The sequence below is a fragment of the Chitinophaga lutea genome (assembly GCF_003813775.1).
Taxonomy (GTDB): Bacteria; Bacteroidota; Bacteroidia; order Chitinophagales; family Chitinophagaceae; genus Chitinophaga; species Chitinophaga lutea.
In genome coordinates this window covers 895,161-911,031 of record NZ_RPDH01000003.1, presented here as the reverse complement: position 1 = coordinate 911,031, position 15,871 = coordinate 895,161, and the positions used below count along the sequence as shown (strand labels likewise).

The window sequence follows — 15,871 nt, the reverse complement described above, 5'->3', positions numbered from 1 at the left end:
CGTGTCACCCTTCTTCAGCCGGCTGGCTGCCTGCTTCTTAAATGCTTCAAAATCGAATTGTTGTTTGTCCATATGGTCAGTTTAAAGTTAAGCAACTTTAAACTGACACACTTTTTGTAATAGTCTCTAGTCTCACGAAGACACCAAAGAGAAAGTATATTTTCTAATCGACAACATTATCCAAAATACCAAGGCTAAAAAAGCTTTTAACTCATAATAACAGCAAAGCCTGCGCAGGCTTTGCTGTTGGTAAAAAATTACTTCTTTTTAAATTTGGACCTATTTGTGTAATATGAAAGCGCGTAAGGCATATGCGTAAAACGACACAGCCCGCGCGATCTGCACGGGCTGTGTCGTTTACTAAATTAGATAAAGTCAGCTAATCTATAGCTTTGACTTCTCTTATGAGAGGTGTTATCCTGAATACGTTTGCTGTCTCAGTACCAACTGACCAATAGTTAATCAAATTAGTAAAAATTTCTTTTTCGGATTTCAATATTACTTTAATCTCATTCCACTTGTTATCTTTGTCTAAATCCTTCTCATTCAAAAAATCATCATAAGAAGCAAGTATAAGAGACATTATTGCATATTTCACTTCTTTAGATAAATCATTTTCTTTATAATACGCAACAAACTCATCAACTCTTCTCTGGTCTGCCATTTCAATATCCCAATCTTGCTCTGTACCTGTAAAAGGCAATGACAGTTCCTTACTAACGTGCTCTACTATTTCTTTTCTTAAAATCATAACACAGTATTCAAGGAATTAATGGATAAGCTGTTTTAACACCGCCACCGCTGGGCACTAGTCGTATGTGCGTAGCAGCCTTAAATGTCCCATCAGGCATAATAACCCTTGCAGGAAAGCCATTTGGCATAGGTAAATTTAAAGCTCCATTAGCAGTTTCACTTACATTATCTAAAATAAATTGGGCAGCTTTTTGATTGTCTAAGAATTGGCCTTGTGCCATACCTGAGCCTTTTGCCCTATTAATTAAAAAGTTGGTCATATCTTCACCGTGAGTTGTGAACGTATGCCCAAAAGTCTTTTTGGTTAATTGTATTCCATTCGAAGCGGCGCTAGCCTCTCCTATTCCAGCTTCCGCCCCTGTCGCAACTCCCGCCTCTGCTCCCGCCGCTCTCGATACTTGACCCTCTGCTATAAGGGGCGACCGACCTGCTTTAAATGGAGAAGCGGTATTTCTCATGTTTCGAACACCTGTAGTAAAAAGACTTCCGGAACCGACTCCCTCCGTCATTACTGCCACTAAAGAAAGTACGGTAGCTTGTCCTACCATTTCAACAGCACCAATATAGGGCTCAGGTCTTTTGGCAGCTTCTCCTAAATCTTGTGCAAACTCTTTCCCACTGTAACTCTTAGAAATTCCCAATGAATTCCAAATCTGGTTCACTATCCCCTGTATACTTACGCTTTCTAGTCCTTCCAACTCAACATGCGCTGTTACTTTGTTCTCGGAAAAGGCGTATGTAGAATTATATACATATTTATCCGACAGTGGGTCAATCTGTATAAATCGCCCTATTTGCGGGTCATGGTTCCTGTATTTGAATCCATACCACTGTAGCTCTAGCTCGTCATCGAACGGTTGTCCCTGGAACTTTTGCTGCTTATTTTCGAGTTGCCCTACGGCTTTGGCGCTAATCCCGGCCATGGTCAACCCAAACGGATAATAATGCGTCTCCTCCAGCACCGGCCCCGGGCTGTTCAAGACAGTCAAATTATCAAAGAACACATCCTGCGGGGTTTCGTTGCTGGTGTAGACATACAGGTAACCGCTGCTCTTCATCACCATCCTGTCCTGCGCCAGTGTCTGCAACTGGTCCGGCTCCGCCTTCACCTGCTTCACCCCGCTGTTATCTTCCACTAAGTTAAACCGATCATCAAACAATGCAAAATTCAGGTAGGCTTTCGGGCGGTTGGCCTGTGCCGGGTCGGCGGGCTCCTTCTCCTTCATCCGCTGGTAACCATCGTTGATGAACTGGTCATTGAACGGGGTACGGCCGGCGCCTTCCGTGGCTACTTCCTTCTGGCTGCTGCCCGGCTGGCCACTGCCGAACGCGCGGATAAGGGAGGCTGCCATGTCGGCTACCGGTACCAGTGATTTATCCTGTTTGGTGCCGATGGATTTATAAAACGCTTTGGCTCCGATGGAGATCGTATCGCCCGCCATCACCCTTAGCACCAGCGATGGCCCTACCCGTTTGTCCGGGTGCTGGCCATTGAGTTTGGCCACCTGCTTGTTCTCTGAACCGGCGGTAGCATCCTGCGGATACCCGGCAGGTTTGACGCTCCGGCTCGATTCGATGTTGCTGAACAGGGCGTTTTCAGTGGCGGAACGTTCCGTTTCCATGCTGGCCAGGTACAACTGCTGCTGGCTGCCCTCCGTCAGCACCATACGGATGTTGCCCAGGTGGTCTTTTACAAAATAGTCGTAAGTATATGTTACCGGCTGATTTGTTGGGTAGTTCAGCCGGATGCGGCCTTCTTCATGGCTGATCAGCCGCAGGCTGTCGCGTTCATACACCAATCCGCCATTGTAGGCCGTGGTGGTGATCTGCGTTTGGCCACCAGTATTGTCCGTGACCGTTTTGCGGTGTTTGATACCAGCGGCATCGTACACATAACGGATAGTGCCTTTGCCGGTGATGGTGATCAGTTCCGGCAGGTTCAGGTGATTATAGGTAATCTGGCTGATGCCTTTGTTGGCATCGGTGATCATGTTGCCGTTGAGGTCGTAGGTGTAATCAATGCCCTGCCCGGGGGTGAGTTCCTTAAAATCTCCCAGCGAGGGGTTGGGATTGGAACCGCTTTCCGTGACAGACTGCAGTTTGTTGCTGAACTTGCCATTCAGCTGGTTCACATAGGCCAGGTCATCGATCTTGCTGCTCGTGTTAGGAGCCGTCTCGCCCCACTGCCGCATCCGCAGGATGTTGCCATTGGCATCGTAGGCGTTCGTCTGCGTTAGACCGTCATCGCCCATCTTGACGTCATAGTTGACCTGGGCACTGGGATTGTAGTTCTGCTCCCAGGCGTTACTGACGGTGAAGTCTCCCTTCAGCAGCCGGTTGGCGGCGTCGTAATCATAGCCATAGGCGTATTTGACATCAGGGGCTTTGGAGCCTCGCCATTTGATGCCGGCGATGTTGCCGTTGAAACGATTGGTGGAAAAGCCATAGTCATAGCTCAACTCCTGGCCGAAGTAATTACCCGTACCACCGTCCACATAGGCTTTGTTGATCGCTTTGAGCCAGCCACGGATGTTATAATCGTAGGTAAGCGTTTCAATATCCGCGCCAGCGCTGCTTTTAAACGTTTTGGTCTTCAACTGACCCAGGGCGTCGTACTGGTTAGTGGCGATTTTGACGATAGCACCATTATCCCCTACCTTTTTGCTCACCGTCAGCAGCCGCCCGCCATGGTCGTATTCCATCATCGTCAACAGCTTGATCTCCGGCGTCTGGGCGGCCGAAGGGTTGCGGTAGATGGCCGAACTGGTCAGCAACTGACCGGTGAAGTTGTAAAGATTGGATACAATGTCTTCCCCACCCGTTGCATTATCGGCCAGCACCTGCCGCACCCGGCCTTTGGCATCGTAGTAGGTCGTAGTGGTCAGCCAGCGGTCATTCGCCCCGTTGCCTTCCAGTAGCCGCACCTTAGTTCCCGTCACCAGCCCATGCGTCTGGCTGCTGATAGGCTGGGCATCGGTGTGGGCGGTGCCACTGTACGGGATACCGCTCAACAAACCGGCCTGTTCGGTCTTTTTGCCGGGATAGCCGTATGTATCGTAATAAGTATACGTTAACGGGAATAGCTGGTTCTGATCAAGGCTCGGCAGCGGATTGGTAGCGTAGATGGTTTCCGTAGTCAAAGTACTGCTGACGTTGAGCTCCGTATCGAACTCCCCGGTATTGCTGTCAAAACCATTAGTAAACTCAATGGATTGGCCCGCCTGGTATAGCGGGCGCCCATCGTGGCTGTTCACTACCAGGTTACCAGGCACCTTAATCTCATGGGTGATCGTTTGCGAGGTAACGGCTCCATTCATGGCCGTTTGCAGCTGATCGCGGGTTTGAGTTGTTGTGTACAGCGCCGTCATTACCGGCCGGTTCAGTTCATCATAGAAAGTGGTCAGCCACTTGCTGTCCGCCCGCAACTTGCCATCCTGGCTGAACACCAGCCGGTCGCGCACATCGTACACCATCTCCACCGGCTCCGCACCCGGCACCTGTTTAACGATCATCCGTTTGCGGCCATCGTACAAATAACGGAAGCAGAGCTCCTTGCGGATATCAGCGTCGGCCAGGCTCCAGCTATTGGCCTCAAGGTATTCCACCGCTTTGGGAGGAATGACAAACCGCAGGTTACCCAGATCGTCATATACGTAGTAAGTAGAAAGCCAACCGGTATGCCCGCCGCTGCCCGCAGTGGCAGTGAGCTGCACTTTCTTCAGTATCACCTGGCCTTCCTTATCCTTAAACTCTACTACCTCATGGTCGTCCTCGTCTTTGGAGATATTTTTATATAACTGTCCTCCCACATAATCTGCCGCATCCGCAACGGGATAATCAGCAGCACCAAACCCTATCCGCCAGATTTTCACTGCATCTCCGGGAGTATTCACAAGGTATTGGGAAGAAACACCCTTCCCACTTCCTGCCCAGCTGTTACCCGGTGAAAGGTCTTTTACAACGCGATTAAGTGGCGAGTTCTCAAACTCGGTGACACCATAGTACACAGACTCACCAGGGAGCTGACCACTTTGGAACCCGGCCTGTTCAACAAATGGCGACAGCTTAAACTGTCCGTCAGAGGAGGTAGAGACATACGGTAGATATTTAAACGCCTCCCGGCCGAAGTCGTCATACACAATCGGCGCGACCTGGTCTTTTTTACCTGCAGGATCCTGAGCCGTAACCGGGGACCCCCCCCGGGTGACAGATTGAAGCGGTCTGCCCAGTCCATCAAGGAACTGAGTTGCTTGTCGGACGTCACCGGCATCAGTGTAACCAGGTACCGCATTCGGGTCGGAAATCGGGCGAGCCGGCTCCCAAGTGCGAATGTAGTTGACCTTGATACCTGAAGGATAGGCTGCCGGCTGGGGCCGGGCAGATGCCGTCGGTAAACCGGGGCCACCTGGCTTGATTTGCCCGATACCCGCCAGGGGCATGCAGCACAAAAAAAACAGTACTGGGTACTTAAAAATGCGGAAATAAGTTCTCATCTATTATTCCGTTTAATTATTGTTAATCAGGCTACGTTTTCTGGAAAGATACAACCGGTACTGCGCATCAGTCAGCACAGCTTTGTATAGCGAATCGCGGCCATTTTCAATCCGCTGAATCTTTACCCTGACAGAATCAGGAGATTTTGACTCGCTACGGGCCTGCGCCTTCTGATGATAAAGTTGCATGTTCAGCCCATAAATCATGTTCCTTTGCTCCGTCCGAAGGTCAAGGGTATCTCTCATTTTATCTGCGATTTTATGAGACAGCTGCTCCGCTGCATTTTGAGCCATTGCTGAAGTACCCAAAAACAGCATCGCAACAAGTATTAAAACATTTTTCATACCTATAGTATTAACTATTTCTTATTAGAAGATAGGGCACTCGCCACCCGATTGCTCCATATAATCAGCAGACCATGACCCATCGCTGAACTCATAATGATATGTACAGTCGTACATTCCGGTCGACGGATTGAATACGGAAGCCGTATAAATTTTAACCCCTGTTTCACAATTACCATTTACGCACTTCATTCCCTGTCCAGAGCAGTTCACGGTATTACAGCCGGGTGGCGGACATGCGGCATGATCCTGCACGGCCACATTTCTCGTTTGGTTATAAGTAACACTGCAAGGATTCAGGTCACGTTGTACCGATATTACATTTCCGGTGTTCACACCGCCAACCTGTTCGCAAAAAACGGATTGTGTCTGCCATTCAGCCGGAGCGGAACATTCGCGGCTCCTGCCGGTTTCCGTCCACCTCATTGTATTGTAAGTTCCACTCAGCGGATTCATGTCTTTTTCTTCCCGCTCCTGCCTGTCGGAGGCATATGCATTGTTAGCCGTGCAAGGTTTACACCTGGTATTACCCGTTGGCTGCCAATCGGGCAAACTGGCATCAGTGGAACATGGATCTTTAGCATTAGCGTAGTTGTAACATATCTGTTTCACGATATTACCCTGCTGATCTTTCACCACACGCAATCTGAAAAACTCGTCGTATTCATAGTAAACCAGCAGATCTTTGGCATCAACCTGGGTATTTACTCCAGTGAGAGGATTGTAGGCAACCGAAGTCATTTCCGCCTTCCGTGGACAGAGACGCAATTCATCCAGCGTCCCGCTTCCTGATACCGTTATGTTAGCCAGGCCTGAAACAACGTGCTGATAGCACCTCCAGGTCTGCCCATTAACAACGACGGCATTCATTTCCCTGGGCCACCCTGACTGCGTTCCTGAAACTGTATATGCTCCGTTTCTGCTCCAGTAAGACACCTTGTATTCTTTTGATGCATCCAGCCCTGAACGGGAAATGGTAAAACCGCTTCCCTCGTAAAAGCGGATGCCGGACACTCCCGCTCCAGAAACAATACCGGCAGGTTGAATATTCTCCCAATAGCCGCTTCCGTCAGTTTCGAACGATGTGTAAGCAACATCGGAAAGTTTGGCATTTTTGACTGTCGCCACCGGATAGTTATTGCCGATTCCCCAGACAAAGGCGTAATTCAACTGACCAGGATATTCCATTCCGGCATATCGCCCCCTGCCATCATACCCCGTCACGAGCAGATTGTCCTTAAAGGCAGGATGCCTTTTCAAAAGCGAAGGATTAAAGGAACCGACTGTAGCTTCACTTAAAAGCTCATCTGTTTCCAATAGAATTGTTTTCCCTTCTTTCAGCAGGTTACCGTTAAATATCCCATAATCCGTCACCAATGACTTTTTCAGAAAAAAAGAAGTTCCTTTTTGTATCCAAAGCTCCGTTGAGATGATATCTTCCTGCCGGTTGGCATTCATCATTGCAGTCCGGTTCGGGAATCCGGTTGTATTATAACTGAATGGATAATACATTCTGGTTTCCAGAGGTTCGCTTTTCCCATTCTGGGTACGCGTTTTGACTGGAACAAAATATTGTGGGTCATATGTATGCTCCGTAATATTTTCAACATAATCAGCCATCCCCGCTGAATATGACCGCGTAATTGTCCGCTTGAGCTCCGAACGTCCGAAGCAAATAACATACGTTCTTACAGCAAACAAATTCATTGTAGAAGTCCCAAGCTCATCGAAATGAATCAGGCCCGCAATCAGGTTACGGGAATTCTGATCGATATCCAGCGGGCATTCAATATGAATATCGTACTCGTTTTCCGTAGTATTAATCAGTGAATTATTGCTATCAAACACCGAATCTTTCTTCTGTAGACCCTGCGCCCACTCAATATCCTGACGCTGTAAAAACGGAAAAGATTGTTCACTTATCATATTAGGCGGCGTAGCAATAAACTCATGAACGGAATATCCGTTATTCAGACCGTTCTGGTTTTTATCGACGGTCACACGAGTATAGACAACAGGGCTACCATTAAAATAAGAAAGGGTCTGACTGGGAGCTGCCGTCTCACTCATCTGGTACTCATAAAATGGAACATCGCCCTCATCTTCACGGTAATTCATATACCGGCTCGCCCAATACCAGGTATGCATCGGCTTTTTATGAAGAACACCGGAAGACGTTCCATCGTGCTTTCTGTAGGTATAATTAGCGATATTCAACTTACCGGTTACCGGCTCAAAGTCCTCCGTCCGTTTTACTCTTAAACCACCTACCATTCTATAAGAACCTTCATTAAACCCATCGTTTAATTCGTACACGAACCTGGTATTTCCTCCTGTAGGGTAAAAAATCTTATCCAATATCCACGCCTGTGCATGTTGCTCCGAAGGCACCGCATCTCCACCGTAAAAAATCGGTGTGGTATAGTCGCTTCCAGGTACATGTGGGGGATACATAGGAACACTTTGTCCATTATTGTAATATCCCCACCAATCTGTCTTTTTAGAGTTCCTTACCGGTAAGGCAAAAGAATTATATTCGAAAGTGTAGGGCGCCAGTGATTTACCGGCACTTTTTTCAGTTACGGACCGTAGTCTCAGCCGTTTGTACCCATCATTCGGAGAAGGGGTAATCGATGGAACGCATCCCGTGTAATTACACACAGGCGTTTCAAAATGATCGTAGTTCAATGCGAAGCTCTTTTCAAGCAATTGATTCTTGATCCTGATTTCCGTGAGCGCATAGTCTCCCGCATAATCCAGCCTTGCAAACCCATAATTAAACAGAATTCTGGTACTATCAGGGAAACTGATTGATTTTATCTTTTTACTATCGTACATATAAATTTCCCTTCGAGCTTCCACAAAATTGGTTCCGCTCAATATATCATGGCTTTGTGTCCGCGTAATATCCGACCGGTAAGAATCGGAAAATGCCCCTTCATACATCAGGCCAGTCGATGTGGTATAATAGTCCAGGGAAATTTCATCGAGCCCGTCGGCTGAAATAATTTTCGAAACATACCAGGAACTTACATAAGCAGGATCAGCGAACCCGCCCGCAATGGAATTCACCGCATGAGAAACTTCCTTTTGATCGAAGATATATTTAATCCCTTTTTCATCTATTATGATAAACCGGTCTATTTTTGTGAAATTTATGCCCGGCACTGGTTCAAAGGAAACTTTGATGTTGCTCTGGGTGAGTAGTTGGATGGAGCTATTTTTCCGGAAAAAGAACTTTCCAGTCGTACCACCAACATTAAACGTGAAAATATCGCATTCACCATCCCTTTCATTTTCCGCAACCTCTTTTACAACTCCGTAATCGCTGGAATTTCCCAGGCAAATGCCCTCTGAAATAGGCGTTCCACTCCCGGGATATGAATTCAGTCTCGCATTTGCGCCTGTATTAAGATATGGCAAAACGGACGTGTTAATATACCCATACGGATCATCGTCCGGGCGCCCCCTCATTGTACGCGAAACCACTCCACCAGCGTTGAGCGCCCACCCCAGGCCAACATTCGAGGCCATATCTTCAACTTTATGCCCTCCCGCATGGTACGACAACGAAATTCCCATCGCAAGCCTCTTTTGCTGATCCTGGTAATTAAAAAATGGTATTGATATCGAAGGGATTCCTGTGCTTAACGATACAGGCACGTCTCCGAACTTACCTAACGCAGACGCATTCGGCGAAGGAGCAACAGGTATCTTCCTTAATTCCTGCGCAAGCCCCTGCTCCGTAACCTGCGAATAAGCAGGTTGGGAAAAAAGTATTACAAAAATGCTCAGATATAATATTCTTCTCATGGTGCAACAGTTCTAATGTTTTTTATCAGGACAATCAGAAAACAGTTATTTTCTCCCGTTCGTGCGCTCCAATGAAAGGAGCCGCTCCTTCACCACTCGCATCTCCTTCTCCTGCTGAATAATATACAGCGTCAGCTCCTCCACCTTCTGCAACAGCCTCCTGTTCATCTCCCCAAGGTCCACCCCGTTTTCCGCCACCTCCTTCTCCGAAGGAATCTCCGGTAAATGACGGTGCTCCGTGATGAACCGCTCCACCTCCATCAGCGACGGAAGTTTGTAGCTGTCAGCAAATACAAAGTCCGCCCAGCCTTCCTGAAGCACTTTCACACGCATCGCTTTTATGGTCCCCTTTACCGACAGTTTCTCATCCGGGTTGGCGGTGCCGATGCCCACGTTCCCGTTGAACCGGATACGCATATGCTCCTTCAGCTCCGAAGCCTGCATCCCGTTGGATGTGCTGAAAGCCAGATCCATCGCCTGCACCAGGGCATTGTTGGGCAAATGGGTATTGATACGCTCCGCCCGAATCCGTGAGCCGATCTGGTCACCGGCAACATCGCGCCAGGTATAAAAATCAATATTGTAACCACCGGGGCTGCCCCACAGCGGCACCACCGTATTGCCCGCATCGTGCGGCACGCCCAAACGGATGGAGGTGTTATCCGCAGCCCATCCTGCCACATGTAGCTTGGCGGCCGGGTACCGCACCCCCAGGCCCATGAACCCGGTGGTACGGAGAATGCTCAGGTATTCGCCGAGATAATTACCCGCTCCCCCATAGCCGAAAATCGAAAAGTTGCTGCCTTCGTTACCGTTCCCGGATTCCACGGTATTCATACCTATCCCCCACCTGGCGTTACCGTCCGACTGGTGCATCATGTAATGCGCATTCCCGCTGGAGCCGGTGGCCTGGATGGTGACGAACGAATTAGCCTTCCCCTGCCCGGCGATGTTGAAGTTGCCTGGAGATTGAACCGTCGTCTGATTATTGATGTATTGCGCGTTGGTGGCCCCACACACCATCAGTGCGGCTGTCAGTATTGAAAATGTTTTCATTTGGCGTCCAGTTTATTGACCCTTTGTTCCAGGGCCGCCAGTTTTTTATTCAGTTCGATGATATACAGCGCCTGTTCTTCCACTTTCTTCAGCAGCTTAGCATTCATCTCCTCCACATCCAGCCCGGTCTTCTTCATTTCCGCTTCAGAAGGAATATCCGGCAGATGCCGGTGCGTCATCACAAAACGCTCGAGCTCTTCGAGGGAGCGCAGCGCATATCCCGGCTGGAAAACATAATCGGGCCAGGCGGATTGCAGTTTTACTTTTACCCTTTCGGCGAGAATGCTTCCGCCCACCGCGAGCCGGTGCCCATGCGATTGTGTGGTGCCGATGGCCACATTGCCCCCGTATGGGTTCAATTGCAGGTTGACGGGGTTTCCGATCACGTTGTTATACGACTGGATCACCGGCTGGTCCTGCAGATTATATCCAATGCCGAGCGTAATCGCCGGGTTGGCGACGTCTATTCTCGCCGCGCTGTTCTGGTTCATGGCAGCGATATCGTTCGTATAACCACCTCCTGCGATGTGGAACTTGGCAGCGGGTTTCGTGCCCACGCCCACGCTTCCCTGGAAAAAGTTCGGCCCTCCGCTCCTGAAGTAAGCGGTGCCCTGATTGGAAATGCCTTCCCTGTTTACGTACGGCAATATTTCCGTAAGATAATTATGAACAGTGCCGGCCGGTTCCGTGTAGGGAAGCGGATTGGCGACGTTGTCGTATACCAGCGGCGCTACAGGGCCGTTGGCATAATATGTATAAGTCGTAGCGCCACGCAGCCAGATGATAATACCGATGCCGCCGGCCACTGTTGCGTCATGCCAACCGGCGACGAACTGATTGGATGGTCCGTAGCTGTAGGAATAAATCTCCGCATTGACGAAGTTCGAGCCGTTTCCCCAGCCAGTCATATGAAACCGGAAACGGGCGATCATGGAGCCCCACCATTCACCGTTTACATGCACGTCCGCCCGCCCGATCTCGAGCTCGGTGGCGCGGCTCTGCAAGAACAGATTATCGGCAAATAATACGGGATAGAACTTATCCCCGTCTCCCGCTACATTTAAAGTAGTTTGTGATTTCGCTGCCAATGTGCAGGCCATCAGTGCGATCAGTATTAATATTCTCATGTCGGGTACGATTGTTACTTTTTATCAGACATCTTCTCTGCCAATTGTCCCACCAACGCTTTCATTTCCTTCATCTCCTTTTCCTGCCGGATAATATACAGCGTGAGCTCCTCCACCTTCCGCAGCAGCCTCGCATTCATATCCGCCATATCGATCCCGGCAGACAGTACCTCCTTCTCCGAAGGCACGTCCGGCAAATGCTGGTGTTTCATAATGAAACTTTCGAGGTCGTCCAGCGAACGCAATACGTACCCGGGGCGGAATACATAATCCGGCCAGCCGGTTGCGGTGACCTTTACCTTCTGCGCGGTGATCTCGCCGGCCACAGCCAGTTTCGACTGCGGGTTGGCGGTACCGATGCCTACAAATCCGTTCTCGGCCACTTTCAGTCCCAGCACAGCGCCGTTGGCGAGGTAAGGGTTCCCCACGTACAGGCTCCAGTCAGTGGTCATGGGCATGAACTTGTTCACCGTCTGGTCGTTGCCGGTATTGTTCATCTCCGTCCAGGCATAGTTGTAGTTGATGGATCTGATTTTGACGTTCACAATAATGGGTGCAGAAATACCCAGCACTGCCACGGCACGTACCCTGAAGCGCACATTGCCGTACTCGGAATTACAGTCTATGGTAAATGCGTGACTATTTGCATTCCAGGTATAAGGGCTGCTGCTGATGCGGCCCGCTTCGCGCCAGACATTCGGATTGGCATGGGAAACGATCACCAAGTGCGTGGCCGCGGTCGCAAGATTGCCGCGTGTATACGACACCGATATCTCGTAATTCCCGCTGGCGCCGGCATCCATGGGTGTCGCGCCTACGAATTCCACATAGTCGCCTACCGCATAGTTGGCGGGGAATGTGATGCTTTTCAGGTAAATGCCGGTATCGAAGGCATAAAGAGTGGTATGGGCCAGTACGGCGACAAACAAAAGAACGATTCTATACATAGGTAGATTTAAAACTGCATTACATACGGTCACAAACACACTTCACAGGTATCCCGAACTAGAAATTATACCCCACCCTGAACTTGATGGGATCGGTTTTGGGTATCTGCTGATTGGCAAGGAAATCGTACAAGAGTATCATATTCCCTTTCAGCTTGTTATTGATCTTGTATTTTTTGCTAATCCCCAGCAACGCGCTGCGCGTCCAGCCGGTATCGTGCAGCAGGGGGATGCTGGTATTGAAGGCGGAGTTGTAATTGTACTCGAAGCCGCCGTTCACGAAAAACGTTCCCTTCAGCTTGTAGTCGCCGAAAGAACGGAAACCCACGCCCTGGTGTGAAAACCGGATGTTATCGAAGCCGGTGCCCATGCCCAGTTTGTAAGAGGCGCCTACACCCACGATACCGTTTTTGCTGAACTTATAGCCTACCTGGCCGGCGAAGTCGCCGGTAGTGGGGAAGTATTGGTTGGAGCGCTGGAACTGCACATTGGTGCCGTACTCCAGCCGTTGCAGGAAACTTTTGGTCTTTAATTCCTTCGGCTTGAAATCCGGCATGTCCGCCGCATTGTCGAGGTCGGGGAAGTTTTTCTTCAGTTCGTCGAACTGCGAGCGCGCCGCTTCCATTTGCTGGCTGATGGCCTGCCGGGCGTTGGGGCCGCCGCTGCCGATGCGCTGCTGGATCAACTGCTCCACCTGCGCACGGGTTTGCAGGCCTTCGAGGCTCTGCTCGAGGTTCTCCCCGGAACCGCCGGCCCGCAGGTTAAACAGGCTGGCCAGCTGGGAATTGCGGGCGATGAAGTCCTTGTATGCGGGCACCTTCTGCAGCAGCTCCATGGCCTTGGCTTCGGCCTTCTTCGTGTCCCTGAACGCCTCCTTGTATTCATTGAGCTGCTGGGCGTAGTAATAGGCTTCCTTGTTGATCTTTTTCAGGTCTTTGGTAAGGCCCTCATAATTGGCCAGCTGCGATTTGAGCAGCTGACGGCGCTCGCGGATATAATTTTTGATCTGCTCGGCCTGCTGCAATTTTGCCTGCAGCTCCTTCACGCTTTTCATGGAATTGCCCAGCTTGTCCTGCACCCCTTTGGCCTTACCCAACAGTTCCTTCGACTCCTTCAGGAATCCCAGCGAATTCTGCAGCGTATCCAGATAACCGAAATACTGACCGCCGGCCAGTTTCTCGAGTCTGGCGGTTTTGCTTTTGAGTTTGGCCTTGAGGCTGCCGAGGGAATCGATCGATCTGGTGAAGATGTTCTTTGCGGCTAGACTGTCGATTTTAGCGAGTTTTTGCTGCATGGCCTGCTCCTGCTTCATCAGCCGGCTCAACGCCTTTTGGGTGCGCTTGTCGATCTGCTTTTCGAACTGCCTGCTCTTGGCGGATACCTGGCTCAGGTACTTCTGCGGTACTTCCTGTACCCGGTTGACACGCGCCAATACGCTGTCCTGCGCGGCAAGGGGCACGGAAAATAATAAAAGGATGGTCAGGAGGCGGGTTACCATAACTAATAGATATAGGTGAAAACAATGTTAATGGCTTATGCTTCTTTCTTCTTCTTGTCTTTGGATTTCAGCTTTTTGATCACTTTCTCTTCATTCATGATATCAAGATACATTAATCCGTTGATATGATGCAAGGTACATGATAAATAATAAGTGTACCGGTCGCCGATGATATAGTCCATCGTCACCGTGTCCTTGGCCAGCCGGAGCTTTTTATGCGGCTCGCCGAACAGCTCCACGAGATCGGATTCGGTGCAGGCATTTTTGATGGGCAGGTGCAGTGCTTCCAGTACCTTGCCGGTTATCCCCTGCTCGTCTTTGGTAAAATCGAGGGAAATGGATTTGGTGTCTTCCGGCTCGCTGATGAGGCGGAGAAAGGTGTTGAAGCCCGACAGTTCGCCGATCCACTGCTCCCCCATAAAATCATAATTCTCCACCTCGCGGTAGTCAGGACCGGCATAGAAATCACTGAGCCGGATGTTATGGAAGTCCTGGTACGCTATAATATCCATACAAAAACAGGTTTAAAGATATGTGGTTGAAACCGGATCACGGTAATCCATGTCGCTTTCGAAAAGCCTTTGCATAGCAGGGGAAAAATGAGGGATTCGAGTTGCATAGGTTGAACCGGAAGACGTTTTCCGCGGCATAAATATATAGCTATTTACGACATTTAAAAAAAAGAGGGCGCGATAACATATATTGATTTTTATTATATCTTTTACTGTACCATGGGTTTGCGAGTGCGCTTTCAGGATATTACGAACAAAGTAGTCACCCGCTGACCTACGCCGCAATCTTCCGCGTTCTCCCTTTCAGGAACGCCACTACTTCTTCGTCGGACGAATATTTATCGCCGATGTTCACGAAATGCCGCGCCAGCAGGTCGTAGCGTTTGCCCATGAGGTAAGCCCACACGTGCAGGAAGTGAATGCCGTCGAATACGATGGCGTCGTTGTGGATGTATTCGTCGATGGTGCTGCGGAAATAATGGGGATGCTCGGTCCAGTGCATATTGGGTTTTACGTGATGGCTGATGTGATAGCCGTCGTTCCAGCACTTGTGGTTGTATTTGGTATTGATGCAGGTAATGCTGTTCTTATAAGGGTTGCCGGGGTCTTCGGCGGACACGAAGGCATGCTGCGCCCAGTTGCCCACCATCATGATGATGCGGGAAATCACGAAAGGAATAATGAACACCACCAGCGTGGCCGGCCAGTTGACGAAACTCATCCCCACGCAGAACGCCACGAACAACAACTCCCCTCGCACAGACCGCACCAGCAGTTTCTTCCGCTTTTTCCGCACGAAATAACCGGCCAGGTGATAGATACCGGCAAACAGGAAACTGCCCAGGTATGCGCCGAAACCGCGCAGCGAATCGCGCTGGAAACCCATGGTGCTGCTTTCGTCTTCGGGCAGGTTATTTTCCGGGTGGTGCATGCCGATATGATGGCTGTAGTACGTTTCCGGCGTTTGCCCGAACAGCGGCCCGATCACCCAGGGCAGGTAGTGGTTCATGAAATCGTACTCCTTCCGGAAAAAAGCGCGGTGGCTGGTGCAATGCAGCATCAGTCCGAAAGGACCCTTGAAGATGAAGTTGTTGAAAATGAGATAAGCGGCGGCCACGATTCCCCATAACCAGCCGGTAATGAAAGGCATGTACAGCAGCACGGCGAGCGTGCAAAGGATCAACGTGATCCGGATGGTCAGGTATACAAAAGGAAGATCTCTTTTATCGCGGATAAAAGATCCGAAGAACCGGTCGCTGGCAGAGATGGTTTCCGGTTGCTGATAAACCGGGTCCGAGATGGTACTGCTTAATGGAATCATAAAAAA

10 protein-coding genes and 1 pseudogene are annotated in these 15,871 nt (G+C 49.8%); all 11 read right to left on the bottom strand.

The annotated features are described in order from the left end of the window. Positions 1-379: 379 nt before the first annotated feature. A complete protein-coding gene (locus tag EGT74_RS26775) occupies positions 380-751 on the bottom strand; it encodes a hypothetical protein (protein ID WP_123849676.1) in 372 nt (123 codons plus the stop codon). Positions 752-761: 10 nt separating this feature from the next. Then, positions 762-4,646: an RHS repeat protein gene (locus EGT74_RS26770; protein ID WP_158618316.1), complete on the bottom strand. Its 3,885-nt coding sequence runs from the start codon at positions 4,644-4,646 to the stop codon at positions 762-764. A gap of 12 nt (positions 4,647-4,658) precedes the next feature. Continuing rightward, positions 4,659-5,192, bottom strand: a pseudogene (locus EGT74_RS27425) (DUF6443 domain-containing protein); the annotation flags it as partial. A 66-nt stretch (positions 5,193-5,258) separates the two neighbouring features. After that, on the bottom strand, positions 5,259-5,591 hold the full coding sequence (locus EGT74_RS26765) for a hypothetical protein (protein WP_123849674.1): 333 nt from the start codon (positions 5,589-5,591) through the stop codon (positions 5,259-5,261). 24 nt (positions 5,592-5,615) lie between these two features. Beyond that, positions 5,616-9,404 (bottom strand): hypothetical protein, encoded by a 3,789-nt coding sequence (locus EGT74_RS26760; protein WP_123849673.1) that lies wholly within the window; start codon positions 9,402-9,404, stop codon positions 5,616-5,618. A gap of 45 nt (positions 9,405-9,449) precedes the next feature. Then, positions 9,450-10,460, bottom strand: coding sequence for a hypothetical protein (locus tag EGT74_RS26755; RefSeq protein ID WP_123849672.1), 1,011 nt, complete (start codon positions 10,458-10,460; stop codon positions 9,450-9,452). After that, positions 10,457-11,587: a hypothetical protein gene (locus EGT74_RS26750; RefSeq protein ID WP_123849671.1), complete on the bottom strand. Its 1,131-nt coding sequence runs from the start codon at positions 11,585-11,587 to the stop codon at positions 10,457-10,459. The genes EGT74_RS26755 and EGT74_RS26750 overlap by 4 nt, the downstream gene beginning before the upstream one ends. Positions 11,588-11,601: 14 nt before the next feature. Further along, on the bottom strand, positions 11,602-12,534 hold the full coding sequence (locus EGT74_RS26745) for a hypothetical protein (RefSeq protein WP_123849670.1): 933 nt from the start codon (positions 12,532-12,534) through the stop codon (positions 11,602-11,604). Between the two features lie 58 nt (positions 12,535-12,592). Continuing rightward, on the bottom strand, positions 12,593-14,032 hold the full coding sequence (locus EGT74_RS26740) for a coiled-coil domain-containing protein (RefSeq protein WP_123849669.1): 1,440 nt from the start codon (positions 14,030-14,032) through the stop codon (positions 12,593-12,595). Positions 14,033-14,067: 35 nt separating this feature from the next. Continuing rightward, the gene (locus tag EGT74_RS26735; RefSeq protein ID WP_123849668.1) at positions 14,068-14,544 is read right to left on the bottom strand and encodes a hypothetical protein; all 477 of its coding nucleotides are present in this window, start codon (positions 14,542-14,544) and stop codon (positions 14,068-14,070) included. 274 nt (positions 14,545-14,818) lie between these two features. Next, positions 14,819-15,865, bottom strand: a complete 1,047-nt coding sequence (locus EGT74_RS26730; RefSeq protein ID WP_123849667.1) for a fatty acid desaturase family protein — start codon at positions 15,863-15,865, stop codon at positions 14,819-14,821. Between the last annotated feature and the right edge of the window lie 6 nt (positions 15,866-15,871).

Bases quoted from the DNA above. Each gene is read 5' to 3' on its own strand.
- EGT74_RS26775 (WP_123849676.1), bottom strand. From the start codon at position 751: ATGATTTTAAGAAAAGAAATAGTAGAGCACGTTAGTAAGGAACTGTCA.
- EGT74_RS26750 (WP_123849671.1), bottom strand. From the start codon at position 11,587: ATGAGAATATTAATACTGATCGCACTGATGGCCTGCACATTGGCAGCG.
- EGT74_RS26765 (WP_123849674.1), bottom strand. From the start codon at position 5,591: ATGAAAAATGTTTTAATACTTGTTGCGATGCTGTTTTTGGGTACTTCA.
- EGT74_RS26730 (WP_123849667.1), bottom strand. From the start codon at position 15,865: ATGATTCCATTAAGCAGTACCATCTCGGACCCGGTTTATCAGCAACCG.
- EGT74_RS26745 (WP_123849670.1), bottom strand. From the start codon at position 12,534: ATGTATAGAATCGTTCTTTTGTTTGTCGCCGTACTGGCCCATACCACT.
- EGT74_RS26740 (WP_123849669.1), bottom strand. From the start codon at position 14,032: ATGGTAACCCGCCTCCTGACCATCCTTTTATTATTTTCCGTGCCCCTT.
- EGT74_RS26735 (WP_123849668.1), bottom strand. From the start codon at position 14,544: ATGGATATTATAGCGTACCAGGACTTCCATAACATCCGGCTCAGTGAT.
- EGT74_RS26760 (WP_123849673.1), bottom strand. From the start codon at position 9,404: ATGAGAAGAATATTATATCTGAGCATTTTTGTAATACTTTTTTCCCAA.
- EGT74_RS26755 (WP_123849672.1), bottom strand. From the start codon at position 10,460: ATGAAAACATTTTCAATACTGACAGCCGCACTGATGGTGTGTGGGGCC.